11 protein-coding genes are annotated in these 14,315 nt (G+C 46.6%); 10 read left to right on the forward strand and 1 reads right to left on the reverse strand.

Annotated features, from left to right (window positions below; genetic code table 11):
* Positions 1-34 precede the first annotated feature (34 nt).
* The 9 genes from fdhD (at position 35) to R8O70_RS16455 (ending at position 12,527) form a co-directional block, all read left to right on the forward strand.
* The gene (fdhD, locus tag R8O70_RS16415; protein ID WP_025526892.1) at positions 35-865 is read left to right on the forward strand and encodes a formate dehydrogenase accessory sulfurtransferase FdhD; all 831 of its coding nucleotides are present in this window, start codon (positions 35-37) and stop codon (positions 863-865) included.
* A gap of 404 nt (positions 866-1,269) precedes the next feature.
* A complete protein-coding gene (uhpT, locus tag R8O70_RS16420; RefSeq protein ID WP_258624196.1) occupies positions 1,270-2,664 on the forward strand; it encodes a hexose-6-phosphate:phosphate antiporter in 1,395 nt (464 codons plus the stop codon).
* Between the two features lie 138 nt (positions 2,665-2,802).
* Positions 2,803-3,411, forward strand: a complete 609-nt coding sequence (gene uhpA / locus R8O70_RS16425; RefSeq protein ID WP_005376090.1) for a transcriptional regulator UhpA — start codon at positions 2,803-2,805, stop codon at positions 3,409-3,411.
* Entirely contained in the window at positions 3,411-4,913 is a 1,503-nt protein-coding gene (gene uhpB / locus R8O70_RS16430) for a signal transduction histidine-protein kinase/phosphatase UhpB (RefSeq protein WP_318184268.1), read from the forward strand. The genes uhpA and uhpB overlap by 1 nt, the downstream gene beginning before the upstream one ends.
* Positions 4,914-4,919: 6 nt before the next feature.
* Positions 4,920-6,260 carry an MFS transporter gene (locus tag R8O70_RS16435; RefSeq protein WP_213987614.1) on the forward strand — a complete coding sequence of 447 codons (1,341 nt, stop codon included), beginning with the start codon at positions 4,920-4,922 and terminating at the stop codon, positions 6,258-6,260.
* A 124-nt stretch (positions 6,261-6,384) separates the two neighbouring features.
* Positions 6,385-7,602 (forward strand): mannose-6-phosphate isomerase, class I, encoded by a 1,218-nt coding sequence (manA, locus tag R8O70_RS16440; protein ID WP_258624203.1) that lies wholly within the window; start codon positions 6,385-6,387, stop codon positions 7,600-7,602.
* A gap of 351 nt (positions 7,603-7,953) precedes the next feature.
* A complete protein-coding gene (locus R8O70_RS16445; RefSeq protein WP_047101062.1) occupies positions 7,954-9,216 on the forward strand; it encodes a hydroxymethylglutaryl-CoA reductase in 1,263 nt (420 codons plus the stop codon).
* Positions 9,217-9,623: 407 nt separating this feature from the next.
* Positions 9,624-11,192: a DUF1800 domain-containing protein gene (locus tag R8O70_RS16450; RefSeq protein ID WP_258624205.1), complete on the forward strand. Its 1,569-nt coding sequence runs from the start codon at positions 9,624-9,626 to the stop codon at positions 11,190-11,192.
* 9 nt (positions 11,193-11,201) lie between these two features.
* On the forward strand, positions 11,202-12,527 hold the full coding sequence (locus tag R8O70_RS16455; protein WP_238762803.1) for a DUF1501 domain-containing protein: 1,326 nt from the start codon (positions 11,202-11,204) through the stop codon (positions 12,525-12,527).
* Between the two features lie 86 nt (positions 12,528-12,613).
* Here the strand turns inward: R8O70_RS16455 and R8O70_RS16460 are convergent, their stop codons facing one another.
* Positions 12,614-13,708 (reverse strand): ketoacyl-ACP synthase III, encoded by a 1,095-nt coding sequence (locus R8O70_RS16460; protein ID WP_318184269.1) that lies wholly within the window; start codon positions 13,706-13,708, stop codon positions 12,614-12,616.
* A gap of 162 nt (positions 13,709-13,870) precedes the next feature.
* Between R8O70_RS16460 and trxC the strand changes: the two genes are divergently transcribed.
* Complete coding sequence (trxC, locus tag R8O70_RS16465; protein ID WP_005387991.1) at positions 13,871-14,305, forward strand: thioredoxin TrxC; 435 nt, start codon at positions 13,871-13,873, stop codon at positions 14,303-14,305.
* Positions 14,306-14,315 lie beyond the last annotated feature (10 nt).

The raw sequence follows: 14,315 nt of genomic DNA on the forward strand, positions 1-14,315 counted from the left end.
TTTTGGCATACATAACGGCTTATGAGGTGATTTCATGAGATGTACTACTCAATCTTATTTTGAACTGTCCGATTTCAATCAAGCACCACCTCAACCAAGTGCGTTCAATTACCGAGAATTGATTGATGGCCGCCCAGTGCAACAAATGTCGCTGGCGAGTGAATCCGCCTTAGCTATCAGCTATAACGGCATTAGCCAAGCGGTCATGATGGTGACGCCAGGCCATCTGGAAGACTTCGTGAAAGGATTTAGCCTAAGCACAGGCATCGTCCACGATTTCAAAGAGATTAAAGACATTGAAATTGGTGGCGATCACGAATCTCACTATGCGGAAGTGGAAATCAGCAACCGCGCTTTCTGGGCGTTAAAAACACAGCGCCGAAATCTTGCCGGCACAACCGGATGCGGCATTTGTGGTGTAGAGGCTCTGGAACAAGCTTTGCCTGATTTGGCGTCGCTGACACCGTCTCTTCCTCCGCGCTCCGATGTATTCGAAGGGCTGCGAGACAAAGTCGCACTGCATCAAGAAGCCGCACGTGAATCTGGCGCGTTACACGCCGCTTTATTTGCAGATTTACAAGGCAACATCAAGTTGTGTCGAGAGGACATCGGCCGTCACAACGCGCTAGATAAGTTGATTGGCGCATTAGCCAACAATCACATCGAGCCTCAAAGTGGCTTCGCTATCATGACAAGCCGTTGCAGCTTGGAGTTGATCCACAAAGCCGTTCGCGCGCGTATCCCCACTCTGGTTTGCTTATCTGCACCTACAGCGTTAACTGTCGAATGGGCAAGAAGAAACCATTTGAACCTAATTCACTTACCAAAACACGGCTCGCCGCGTCTATACAGCCCTGCCCCTTAACACGTCAACCTAGCCGAATTCCTAATATTTCTAACAGAGACCTCTGGGTCTCTGTTGTTTGCTTCTCGTTCCCAATTGATACTTAGCGACAAGACACTATTCTCTCCAACCAAACGTGCTCCCCCCTTGTCTGCACTAAGCTTACGCATATTAACCCGCTTGCATTTGAACGCTTTCCAATCCGATAAGAACCCTGTCAAAGACCCATAGATTAGTAAGGATTGTGTGACTCTTTTCACGCTTTTCCGCCTTCCTAGGCATTTCTAGGAATTTTTCCTAGCCGATCTAGGCAACCATCTCATGTGCCTCACAAAACCACTCTCTAGAATTCCGCTCAGTCAAAAGTAACAAGAGCGCATAACGGTCTCCGTTGTGTTTCTAAAACAATTACAAGAGAGTTCATCATGTTAAAATTCCTCGAACAGGTGCGGAAGCCGACCCTCGATCTTCCTGTCGAAGTTAGAAGAAAGATGTGGTTTAAACCGTTCATCCAATCTTACTTGGTCGTATTTATCGGCTACCTAACCATGTACTTGATTCGTAAGAACTTCAATGTCGCGCAAAACGACATGATCTCAACTTACGGTTTGAGCATGACAGACCTAGGTCTTATTGGCCTTGGCTTCTCCATCACATACGGCATCGGTAAAACCGTTGTGTCTTACTACGCTGACGGTAAGAACACCAAGCAATTCCTCCCTTTTATGCTGATCCTTTCTGGTCTTGCAATGCTTGGTTTCAGCTTCAGCATGGGCGGCGGTAGTGCAAGCCTGTTCTTGATGGTGGCTTTCTACGCTCTAAGTGGTTTCTTCCAAAGTACTGGTGGCCCTTCTAGTTACTCAACCATTACAAAATGGACACCTCGTAACAAACGCGGCTCTTACTTAGGCTTGTGGAACATGTCACACAACGTTGGTGGTGCGGGCGCAGCGGGTGTTGCTCTTTTCGGTGCCAACTACCTATTCAACGGCCACGTAATCGGCATGTTCGTGTTCCCTTCTATCATCGCGATCATCGTTGGCTTTATCGGTATGCGCTTTGGTAGCGACTCTCCAGAAGCTTACGGTCTAGGTAAAGTAGAAGAACTTTTCGATGAAGCAGTGAGTGAAGAAGACACCGCCGCTGAAGAAAACCAGATGACCAAAAAAGAAATCTTTGTTGAATACGTTCTTAAAAACAAAGTTATCTGGCTACTTTGCTTTGCCAACATCTTCCTTTACATCGTTCGTATCGGTATCGACCAATGGTCAACGGTATACGCGTACCAAGAGCTTGGTCTGTCAAAAGAAACGGCAATCTCTGGCTTTACTCTATTCGAAGTCGGTGCGCTTGTGGGTACTTTGATGTGGGGTTACTTATCTGACTTAGCAAACGGTCGCCGCGCATTGGTTGCTTGTGTATCTCTTGGTTTGATCATCGTATCGCTTGAGTTCTACCAGCACGCCACTAGCGAGTTCATGTACTTAGCGGCTCTATTTGTATTGGGCTTCTTGGTGTTTGGTCCGCAACTTCTTATCGGTGTTGCCGCGGTTGGTTTTGTCCCTAAAAAAGCAATCAGTGTGGCTGACGGCGTAAAAGGTACATTCGCTTACCTAATCGGTGACAGCTTCGCGAAACTTGGTCTCGGTATGATTGCAGACGGTACACCTATCTTCGGCTTAACAGGTTGGAAAGGTACCTTCGCAGCCCTAGATACCTCCGCCATGATTTGTATTGTTTTGCTTGCTTTCGTCGCTATCGCGGAAGAGAAGAAGATTCGACACGCGAAGAAGCTTCAACTTGCACAAAACCAAGCCTAACTTCTCTGCGCGCTTTACTTCGGTAAAGCGCGCAAGATCATTAAAATGAGTTGATCAATTCAGTATCATTAAAGGTTTTTCTATTGGCTCCTGTTGGAGCTTATTGTTGTTAGTCGTCTGCTCTATTTGGTTGTAATAATGATTCATGTTGCTCTAGTTGATGATCACGTCATCGTGCGTTCAGGTTTCGCACAATTATTAAATTTAGAAAGTGATATTACCGTTGTCGGTGAATTCGGCTCTGTCGCCGAAGCGCGCAAAGGCTTGCCTGCGGTACACCCTCATGTCGTCATCCTAGATATCTCCATGCCAGATGAAAGCGGCTTAAACTTTCTTAGCGAAATACCAACTGGCATTGCCTGCGTGATGCTTAGCGTGCATGACTCCCCTGCGATGGTGGAAAAATCACTAAAGCTAGGTGCAAAAGGCTATCTTAGTAAACGCTGTAGCCCAGACGAACTTATTCAAGCCGTGAGAACCAGTGCTTCTGGCGGCTGTTACCTCACATCAGATATTGCACTTAAACTTGCAACGCCTAGCGACAACACCACCTCTCTATGCCAACTGACAAAACGTGAAAACGAGGTATGTCAGCTACTTGCGACCGGGTTGGATGTAAAGTCTGTCGCGGCAGAGCTTGGCTTGAGCCACAAGACCGTGCATGTGCATCGTGCGAATGCCATCGACAAACTCGGCGTGAAAAACAACGTTGAGCTCGCCAAACTATTTTCTCAAGAGTCCTTTTAATGCGAGCCTATTCTGTCACAACGATTTGTGGTCTGTTTGTTATGGCCTGTGCTTGGTTCTGTTTGTGGGTGATCTCCTACTACTTTGTCAACGATCCAGAGCTCGCCATTCTGCTTTTCCCATTCGCCTTACGATTGGGGATTGCGCTGCACACTCGCACCGCGTACTGGCCAACAATCTACGTATCAGAATGGGCGCTGACGATTGCACTTGCGACCCTATTAGAGCAACCTCAATGGCTCACAGTGCTGATCGCCAGTGTTGCCAGCATCCCTGTCACACTGATTGCGAAAAAATACTACTACGGTGACCAAAACCGCCACTTAGCCGTCATGGGTGTTGTGATCATCATTACCGCCTTCATCAACGTAATGGCGGTCGGCTTTCACGTGCCTTCTGTTTACATGGTGTGGTTAGCCAGTATTTCTGGTGGGCTGATGCTGGTTCCTATGTGCTACCTACTGTGGAACTACCTATTTCAAAGCCGATGGTCGCCTCTGACGTCGCATCTTTTGAACAACACTGTGGTGTTCAGCATTCGCCACATTGTGTTTTACGCCGTACTTCTTATCGGCAGCATTCTAGTGCAAACGAGTTTGCCTGAAGAGTTAAAACGATTTGCGCCGTTTTGTATGGCGATTCCAATCATCGTGCTTGCTCTGCGTTACGGCTGGCAAGGTGCTCTACTCGCCACCATGCTCAACAGCATTGCGCTGATTGCGGCTCGCAGCGGCGTATCAAATCTAGAAATCACCGATTTGTTATTATCTCTCTCGGCGCAAACCATCACCGGCATTATGCTCGGCTTAGGGGTTCAGAAACAAAAAGACCTCAATCACAAACTGCGCGGCGAACTTGCACGCAATCAGAATTTGTCTCGCCAGCTTATCAAAGCGGAAGAATCGGTAAGACGCGATATTGCGCGCGAGCTACATGACGAAATTGGACAGAACATCACGGCGATCCGCACACAAGCCAACATCATTAAGCGGGTAAATAACACAGAAACAAGCGTTGGTTGCGCGGACATGATCGAAGGGCTTTCCCTCAACGTGTACGACACCACTAAGCGACTGTTAAGCAAGCTAAGACCAAAAATGCTGGATGATTTGGACTTGAAAGAATCCGTCGAGCAACTGACGCGAGAGATGGAATTTGCCAATCACGGAACGACTGTTCAACTGAACTGGCAAGGCGATTACACCAACTTGAGTGACACGCTCAAAGTCACCCTATTCCGTTTATGCCAAGAGTCATTGAATAACGCCGCCAAATATGCAGAAGCGCAGTTGATCACTATTGAACTGACGATCGGAGAAGCGGCGGTGTCACTAATGATTCACGATGATGGTGTCGGTTTCAAAGTTCAGGACAGCATGAAAGGCATGGGCGTTCGCGGCATGCAAGAGCGTGTGCACGCGTTAGGTGGAAAAATGGTTATCTACTCCACCAGCGATCAAGTGATCGGCACACAAATCAGCATTACTTTACCTAAGGTGTAACTCAAGATGTTTGGATTTTTACGTTCACCTAAATTTACTCAACCGAGCCTGAGCAACGAGCAAATCGACCAGCGTTACCGCTATTGGCGTTTGCACATTATGTTGGGGATGTACATCGGCTACGCAGGTTTCTACTTTACCCGTAAGACCTTTAACTACGCAGCACCAGCGATGATCACCGACCTTGGCTTAGATAAAGGCGATTTAGGTCTTATCGGTACACTTTTCTACATCACCTACGGCTGCTCGAAGTTTATTTCTGGCACGATTTCGGACCGCTCTAACCCTCGTTATTTCATGGGATTAGGATTGATTGCGACAGGTCTGGTCAATATCGCGTTCGGCTTTTCTAGCTCACTCGCGGCTTTCATTACTCTGTGGATCTTAAACGCGTGGTTCCAAGGCTGGGGCTGGCCTTCATGCTCCAAGCTGTTAACGACTTGGTATTCACGTTCCGAGCGTGGCTTCTTATGGGCCATTTGGAACACCGCACACAACGTTGGTGGCGCGCTGATCCCTATTTTGGTGGGCTATTTAACGTTGCACTACAGCTGGCGTGAAGGCTTTATTCTACCCGGCATCATCGCCGTATTACTCGGTCTATTCGTTTGTTGGCGATTGCGCGACAAACCCACAACAATGGGTTTACCAAGTGTCGGCCAATGGCGCAACGACGCACTAGAACTTGCGCAGGAAAATTACGGACGTGGCCTCACCTACCGCGAAATTCTGAAATCGTACGTATTTAACAACAAATACATCTGGCTGCTCGCGTTCAGTTATGTGTTGGTTTACATCGTCCGAACCGCAATCAATGACTGGGGAAACCTGTACTTGACCGAGCAGCATCACTATAGCCTGATTAACGCCAACGCTGCTCTGTCTATGTTTGAAATCGGCGGTTTTGTTGGTTCATTGGTTGCGGGTTGGGGCTCAGACAAACTCTTTGGCGGTAACCGTGGGCCAATGAACTTGCTGTTCGCGATTGGGATTTTCTTATCTGTCTCTGCGCTTTGGCTGATGCCTCTGACCAACTTTGCATTCCAAGCGGCGGGATTGTTCTCCATCGGCTTCTTTGTCTTTGGACCACAAATGCTGATCGGTATGGCGGCGGCGGAGTGCTCTCACAAAGATTCTGCCGGCGCGGCAACAGGATTCGTGGGCTTGTTCGCCTACATGGGCGCAGCATTGTCTGGTTATCCACTGGCGTTAATTCTTGAAGAATATCATTGGACGGGTTTCTTCATCACCATTTCAGTTTGTGCAGCCGTCATTGGCCTTTTGTTGCTGCCATTTTTGCAAGCGCAGCCATCACGAAAACCACTCGAACCAAAGCCTCGGTTGTAAATCGACTTATCGCCCTTAGGGCAAATTGGCGAGTGACTTAACCGCGCTCGCCCTCCTTATTTAACGTATCTCTGCTCAATTTTTCTTCCGATTCAGTTCGGAGGGTTAACTATGGGAAAAATTCATGAATTTGAACACTATTTCATCGCATAGCTTCTTTCAAATGAACAACAAAATCCAAAACTACGCCTGGGGAAGCACCTCTTCTATTCACGATTTGTTTGGCTTTTCTAACGAAACGAATGAGCCTCAAGCAGAAGTATGGATGGGTACTCACCCAAACGGCTGCTCTGAAGTTCAGGTTGAGCAAAACACGCTGCCTTTGTCTGAACTGATCAAACAAAACCAACCCGCTTACTTATCAGCAGAAACCGCAGCGAAATTTGGCGACCTGCCCTTTCTGTTTAAGATCTTAGCGGCCGAACATGCACTGTCGATTCAAGTTCACCCAAGCAAACAAGATGCCGAAATAGGCTTCGAAAAAGAACAAAGTGCCGGGATCCCACTAAACGCAAGCCATCGTAACTACAAGGATCCAAACCATAAACCTGAGTTGGTGTACGCGCTGACAAGTTACCAAGCCATGAACGGTTTTCGTTCGTATGACGAGATTATTGAGGCATTTGGCCTTTGCGATATCAATGAGCTACGCACACCGCTAGATGCATTCAAACGCGAAATCAACTCACAAGGTTTACGCGATTTCTTTGTGCACATTCTGACCATGGAAGGCGAAACAAAAGAGCGTGCACTGAAACAGCTTCTTGCCCAAGCTTCAGACCAATCAGAGCAAGGTACTAACAACGACGTTTTCCAGCTCATCTTGGATCTATCCACTCAATACCCTGGCGATGTCGGCTTGTTTGCGCCATTACTGTTGAATGTCATCACGCTGCAACCTGGCGAAGCCATGTTCCTGAGCGCAAGAACGCCACACGCTTACATTAAAGGTACGGGATTAGAGATCATGGCGAACTCAGATAACGTTTTGCGTGCAGGACTCACGCAGAAACATATGGATGTTGAAGAACTGGTTAAATGCACAGACTTTGTGCCTAAGCCGTTTCACAGCCTTGTCCTAAAACCCAATGCCAATGGTTGCCAGAGCCTTTACCCCGTTCCAGTGGCAGACTTTAGTTTCAGCATTCTTAACCAACCGAACAATGAAGTGGTTGATGCCAATAGCGCAGAGATTTTGATGGCGATTGATGCCGACCTGACACTCATCAGTGATAACGGTGAGACGTTAACCGCCGCGAAGGGACAATCTGTATTTGTTCCTGCTTACGTTGGCCATTACCGTATTCAAAGTGCGGGACGTGTGGCTCGCGCCTTCAACTAGTTTTTGAACAACCGATTCAAACTAACGTCTGGCCCAAGGGACTGGGTTAGACAATTTATTCCTTTCATAGATTGAACCATTCCGCTCTTAAGGCACTCATGCTTACACCTTGTCGAATCCAAACACCTACAGGCCAGTTTCTCTAAAAGCCATAACCTCCCGGATCTACCATTTACTCAACATTCATTGTCAAAACCCATTTATGTCCGATAAATTCGTCGCTCCAATATCAAATCACTTGGATAATAAAGGCGCTTGCACAGTGGTATTTGTTGCAAAACGTATAATCAACGTTGTAATCAAAGCCTCAATCACTACAATCTCTGGTTCGATTTTTCAGTTAACGTTTGTATGCCGAAGTTAAACCAAGATAACCCTGTTCAAAGCTCCGCCCTTTCCGATATCGAAACCAGCAGTAAGATTCAATCGGCATTAGAACCGAAGTTTCACAAGCCAGAGAAACGTCTCTGCTTAAGCCCTGGCCTGTCGGATAAGCATTTGGCGCGCCGTTGGCAAGTATTGGAACACGTGACCAATAAAGATCATCTTCTTGATCCTTTCACGCAGTCACATTGCGATGCTTACTCCAACAACATCGAGCACTTCATTGGTACTGTTAATGTGCCGGTCGGCATTGCAGGCCCTTTGCGCGTCAACGGCTTGTATGCGAACGATGACTTTTTGGTTCCGCTCGCAACGACAGAAGCCGCGTTAGTCGCTTCCTACAACCGTGGCGCAAATCTTATTACCGCCGCTGGTGGCGCGAGCGCATTGTTGCTGAGTGAAGGGGTGAGCCGAACGCCAGTGTTCGCCTTTAATAACCTTGCCGACGCCGGCCAGTTCGTCAGTTGGGTTGTGACCCAGTTTGACGCATTTCGTCAAATTGCGGAATCCACCACCTCACATGGCAAACTCAAAGACATCAATGTAAATATCGAAGGAAACCACGTTTATTTGGTCTTTGAATACGTGACTGGTGACGCTTCCGGACAAAACATGGTGACCATCGCAACAAACGAAGTGTTCCATCATATTTTGGCGACCAGCCCAATCAAACCAACTCAAGCATTCTTGGATGGCAACTTATCAGGCGACAAAAAACCAAACGCGCACACACTGCGCTCGGTACGCGGTAAGAAAGTATCCGCCGAAGTGACCATTCCTGCTGAGTTGGTGGAAAAATATCTGCATACGACGCCGGAGTCTATGGTTCAATTTGGCAAAATGACCACAGTGGGCGGTTTACTCAGCGGGACAATTGGCGTCAACGCGCATTACGCAAATGCCCTTGCCGCGCTTTACATTGCTTGTGGTCAAGATGCCGCTTGCGTTGCAGAGTCTGCCATTGGAATCACTCGTATGGATGTGGACGCTCAAGGCAACTTGTACGCGTGCGTGACCTTGCCAAACATCATGGTGGGAACGGTTGGCGGTGGTACTGGCCTTCCAACGCAAAAAGCATGTTTGGATATTTTGGGTTTGCACGGCAACGGCAATGCGAAAGCGTTAGCCGAAGTCGCAGCTGCGCTTTGTCTGGCTGGCGAGCTCTCGATTGTGGGCGCATTTTGTGCCGATCACTTTTCTCGTGCTCACCATAAGCTTGCCCGAAAATAACCTTTGTTGCTTTGTACAAGAGAACATCCGTGTGGTTTTCTCTTGTGCAAACCAATGGACTTTATTTATTGGCTCAATAATTTCTTGAAACTAACTTAAGCCTTAACAAACATACCAATCTCTTGTTAACAGTACTTTAGCTGTCCCCCTTATATATCCATTGCGATATCTCTGCTTGTTACTCTTCATTGGCCATATTTAATATCAGTATCTTAGAAAAAATAGCATCAAAAACTTCTAGCACTATAGTACCAAATTCATCGTTTGAGTTTTTTGTTCACCACTTATAGCTACTATACTCGCCTATGCAGCTGCTTGATTTTCATAAATTTACTAAACAGCTCAAAAGAGCTTAATAACTCCCGTTAAATGGACTTAAATCGTTACTTCGGGTAAGCGAGTTAACTATGAGACGTCAGAAGCTAAATAAAATCTCTGCTTGGGTACTAGGATTGGCTATCTTATTGCTGAGCCATGTGCCTAATTTATCAGCACAAATACAGCAATCCCCATCCGATCAAACCGTTGCGCGTTTTCTCTATCAAACCTCTTTTGGACCAACTCCTGCGTTAATTAATGAGGTTAGGGAAAACGGGTTAGAGGACTGGATACAGAAACAAATCAACCTGCCAGCAACCTACCATCAACCACTTTATCAAACGCCTTTTTCTAAAGGCCTACAGTCAAACCGAGAAAATGCTTGGTATCAAATTGTTGTTACTGCTGAAGATCAGCTTAGGCAGCGAACGGCTTATGCATTGAGTCAGATCGTAGTCGTTTCTCGTTATGGCGGCGTTCTTTCCAGCAAACCTACAGGGTTAGTGAATTACTACGATCTGTTGGTTGAGCATGCGTTTGGCAACTACCGAGACCTGTTGTATGACGTTTCCATCCATCCAGTCATGGGGAGCTATTTGTCTATGCTCGGTAGTGCAAAAGAAAATAGTGCGACAGGAACGCTTCCCGATGAGAACTTTGCTCGAGAGTTAATGCAGTTATTCACTATCGGTTTGTATGAACTCAATTTAGATGGCAGTAAAAAGCTAAACCACGCAACAGGCAAACCTATCCCCACGTACAATCAAACTGATATTCAAGAGCTCGCGCGAGCATTAACTGGATGGAAAAATTCCGACATCGCATTCGTGAAACCGATGCGAGTTATCAGTCAACGGCACGACACCGGCGAGAAGCGATTTCTAGGGAACGTGATCCCATCGGGTCTAACCGCACAAGAAGAGCTTTCAAAAGTGATTGATATGTTGATGTCTCACCCAAATGTTGCTCCATTTGTTTCAAAGTTACTTATCCAACGTTTGGTCAGTTCAAATCCAAGCCCAGAGTACGTCGCGCGTGTTGCGACGATATTTAACAACAATGGGGAAGGAGAAAAAGGCGATCTAACCGCCGTTGTTCGAGCCATATTGCTCGACCCTGAAGCATTAGGGATGACGGATACCCCGCCTATAAAAGTGAAAGAACCGATACTGGTCCTGACTAATTTTCATCGAGCATCAGGTTTTACGGTTAAAGGATCACGTTACGAAGACGCAACAACGATGATGAACATCGCTAATCAAGGGCCGCTTCGTTCTCCTTCCGTGTTTAATTTTTACTCTCCAGACTATCAGCCGTCTAACGAGTTTACGGAGTCTGGTATTAACTCTCCAGAGTATGAACTTCTCAATTGGTCTGTTTATACCGATTTGGTCAACTATATGTTAACCAGCACTCGTAGAGGAGGTGGTGATTCCTACCACTTCGATCTTAACGAGTTTTATCTTCTTCTGGACGATCACCGTGCCTTAGTCGAATTGGTTAACGAGCGTTTCTTTGCTGGAACGGCTTCTGCTGAATTGAAAGAGCTCATGCTCACCGCCCTGAATGATTATCGTGGGGACTATGTGCCAACAACAAAACTCGCTCTAGTGATATTTACCGCCATTTCTGGCGACGAATTCTATATTCAGGATTAGGAGTGAATTATGGATATTTCACGACGACATTTTATACAAAGCACGCTATCGATGGGCGCACTAGCCTCTCTTAGTCTGCCAGGTTACTCTCTCGCAGCGCCATCCAATGACTTTCGAGCATTAATATGTGTGTATTTAGCAGGCGGAAACGATGCATTCAACACCATACTGCCATTATCGGAGGCGCACTATCGTCAATATTCCAAAGTCAGAGGGCCACTCTCTGTCGCCAAAGAAGACATACTCCCTATCAATTTAAGTGCTGTCGATAGCTCAAATCACCCAGTGAAGCTCGGCTTACACCCAAAGTTAAATGCGTTAACTTCCGTTTTCGAACAAGGCGATGCCAGCATCGTGCTCAATAGTGGCATTCTCAACCATCCCGTCACCAAACAAGCTATTGAGCAAGGTGAAGCATCACTTCCCGAGCAACTGTTTTCTCATAATTCTCAAACAGACGCTTGGTTACTTGGTGGAATGAGCGAGTCTAAAAATCTTGGTTGGGCTGGCAGAATGTTGGATGTATTAAACACTGAATCAGAAATAACACCGCTATACAGTGTGCATGGCAACTCGCTTTGGTTACGGGCAATGGAACACCGCCAAACCGTCCTGAAAAAAGATCGCGCAGTTCAGCTTACCGCGATTGATAACCCGCTATACAAGGGGATCTATGATCGCCTTCTCTCTCATCAAACTGACAATCCATTTAATGGTCATTTTAATTTGATGGTTGATGAGTCGATGGTAATGAGTAGTGTACTGAGCGAGCAACTCAACCACATTGCTGACGAGCCGCTGTTTACGTCATCGACGCTCGGCAAGCAGATGCAAACCGTGTACAAATTGATAGCAAGCCAAGATGTCCTGAAGCAGCAACGACAAGTCTTTTTCGTTAAACACTCTGGGTATGACCTGCACGATTCGCAACTGACACGTCATCCAGTGTTACTTGAGGATCTCGCGACAAACCTTTTAGCAATGTATCGTGCGGTCGAACGGTTAGGGCTAAACAAGCAAGTCACCTCTTTCACTATGTCTGACTTCGGTCGACGGATGATGAGCAACGGAAATGGTACCGATCATGGCTGGGGTGGCCATCAACTATTAATTGGAGGCGCGGTAAATGGGAAACAACCTATCGGTACATGGCCGGAACTAATACTGGGCGGAAACGATGATTACTCTCAAGGCCGACTCATTCCCAAAATTGCCGCTGATCAAGTTGGTTCAACACTAGCGCAGTGGATGGGCGTGAGTGATAACGCTGCACTGGAATACGTGTTCCCGAACATCCGTAATTTTACTCATTCAAACCTGGGTTTTATGTCGTAAGATATTTTACAGGTTAGCTGTAGAACGCATCATTAAATAAGGGAGCCTCGCGCTCCCTTACTCATCTTATGTTTGCAAAGTGTCCATTACACCTCGTCGCGACGGCGTTCGTTACACAGCTTAATGGCACGCTCAAGTAATTCTAGCGCGGATTGCTCACATTCAGGCAGAACCGCATCACTTTCACCAATTGGCGTTACGCGGTCACCCCATTTCAATACTGCCGCACCCCATGTCAAACCAGCACCAAACGCAGCGAGAAGCATGTTATCACCTGGGTTAACTCGACCTTGCTCTACCGCTTCACACAATGCAATTGGCACCGTCGCAGCTGAAGTATTGCCATAGTTTTGAATGTTAACAAACGCTTTGTCGTGTGGAATTCCAGACAGGTCACACAAGGTTTGAATAATACGAATATTCGCTTGATGCGGAATCACAACATCGATTTGTTCCGTCGTTAACTGTGATGCTTTCAGTACGGTTTTCGCAGCTAGCCCCATGCCTTTTACTGCACGTTTGAAAATTTCTTGTCCTACAAAGTTGAAATCCCAGTAACCGTTGTCTTCCGCAAAGCGATCCATACAAGTACCAAACTTTGGTACGGACAGAATATCGCGGCCTTTTGCGTCACAACCGATTTGAGACTGTAGTAAACCCGTTTCTTTTTCCGTTCTTGATAACACAACGGCGCCCGCACCATCACCAAATAGAACAGCGGTATCTCGCATTGCCCAATCGATGTAGAAAGACAATCTTTCCGCACCAATAATGATCGCGTTACGATAGTTACCTGATTGAATCAAACGTGTGCCCGTTTCTAGGCCATAGACAAATCCCGTACATGCGGCATTTAAGTCAAAGGCAGCGGCTGCACGAATACCTAGGTTCTGCTGTACCTTAGACGCGATATTTGGAATCAATGAATCTGGTGAACAAGTCGCCACAATGATTAAATCCACGTCTGTTGCGTCGACGCCTGCTCGAGCTAATGCATGTTTAGCAGCAACGGTCGCCATGTCTGACATGTTTACATGACTAATACGGCGGTTTTCGATACCAGTGCGGGTACGAATCCACTCATCGGAAGTATCGAGGAAAGTGCTAAGATCATCGTTAGAGAGCACGGCTGGCGGAACACATTTCCCCCAACCTGTAATTTCAGCGTAGTAATTTGTCATCGCAGACCTATTTATTGTTGTATTTTAATAAAATTTCTTAGAACCTTAGGCTCAAATACAAACCTGCGCTGCGTTATTTCGGCAGGTTAAAAAATAAGTATACAAATAATGAGGCTGACTGGTAAGTCATGTTTTCATCAATACGTAATAAAGGAAGAAGTCATGTCATCGTTTAAAACTCGCTGCCCTTCGTGCGGCGGTCTAAATCGTGTCCCTAATGAGCGCGTTGCCGAATCTGCAACTTGCGGTAAATGTAAAAGTGCACTTTTAGACGGCTCGCCTATCGAAGGTACACAAGATAACTTTTCTGCTCTATTACAAAGTGATATGCCTGTTGTAGTAGATTTTTGGGCCCCATGGTGCAACCCGTGCGTTGGTTTTGCTCCTGTTTTCTCTGATGTTGCTCATGAGCAAGCCGGAACGGCTCGTTTTGTTAAGATTGATACCGAAGCTCAACAACAACTTGCGACGCAATTTGGTATTCGCAGTATTCCTACCATTATGGTTTTCAAGAATGGTCAACGCGTTGATATGATCAATGGTGCGTTACCTAAAACTCAATTCGATCAATGGTTAAATCAAGCACTTACTAAATAATCTTCCACGC

This window comes from Vibrio sp. 779(2023), assembly GCF_033344285.1.
GTDB classification, from domain to species: domain Bacteria; phylum Pseudomonadota; class Gammaproteobacteria; order Enterobacterales; family Vibrionaceae; genus Vibrio; species Vibrio alginolyticus.

Coding starts and splice junctions, on each gene's coding strand:
- fdhD (WP_025526892.1), top strand. CDS start 35: ATGAGATGTACTACTCAATCTTATTTTGAACTGTCCGATTTCAATCAA.
- R8O70_RS16455 (WP_238762803.1), top strand. CDS start 11,202: ATGGATATTTCACGACGACATTTTATACAAAGCACGCTATCGATGGGC.
- R8O70_RS16450 (WP_258624205.1), top strand. CDS start 9,624: ATGAGACGTCAGAAGCTAAATAAAATCTCTGCTTGGGTACTAGGATTG.
- R8O70_RS16435 (WP_213987614.1), top strand. CDS start 4,920: ATGTTTGGATTTTTACGTTCACCTAAATTTACTCAACCGAGCCTGAGC.
- trxC (WP_005387991.1), top strand. CDS start 13,871: ATGTCATCGTTTAAAACTCGCTGCCCTTCGTGCGGCGGTCTAAATCGT.
- uhpT (WP_258624196.1), top strand. CDS start 1,270: ATGTTAAAATTCCTCGAACAGGTGCGGAAGCCGACCCTCGATCTTCCT.
- R8O70_RS16445 (WP_047101062.1), top strand. CDS start 7,954: ATGCCGAAGTTAAACCAAGATAACCCTGTTCAAAGCTCCGCCCTTTCC.
- R8O70_RS16460 (WP_318184269.1), bottom strand. CDS start 13,708: ATGACAAATTACTACGCTGAAATTACAGGTTGGGGGAAATGTGTTCCG.
- uhpB (WP_318184268.1), top strand. CDS start 3,411: ATGCGAGCCTATTCTGTCACAACGATTTGTGGTCTGTTTGTTATGGCC.
- manA (WP_258624203.1), top strand. CDS start 6,385: ATGAATTTGAACACTATTTCATCGCATAGCTTCTTTCAAATGAACAAC.
- uhpA (WP_005376090.1), top strand. CDS start 2,803: ATGATTCATGTTGCTCTAGTTGATGATCACGTCATCGTGCGTTCAGGT.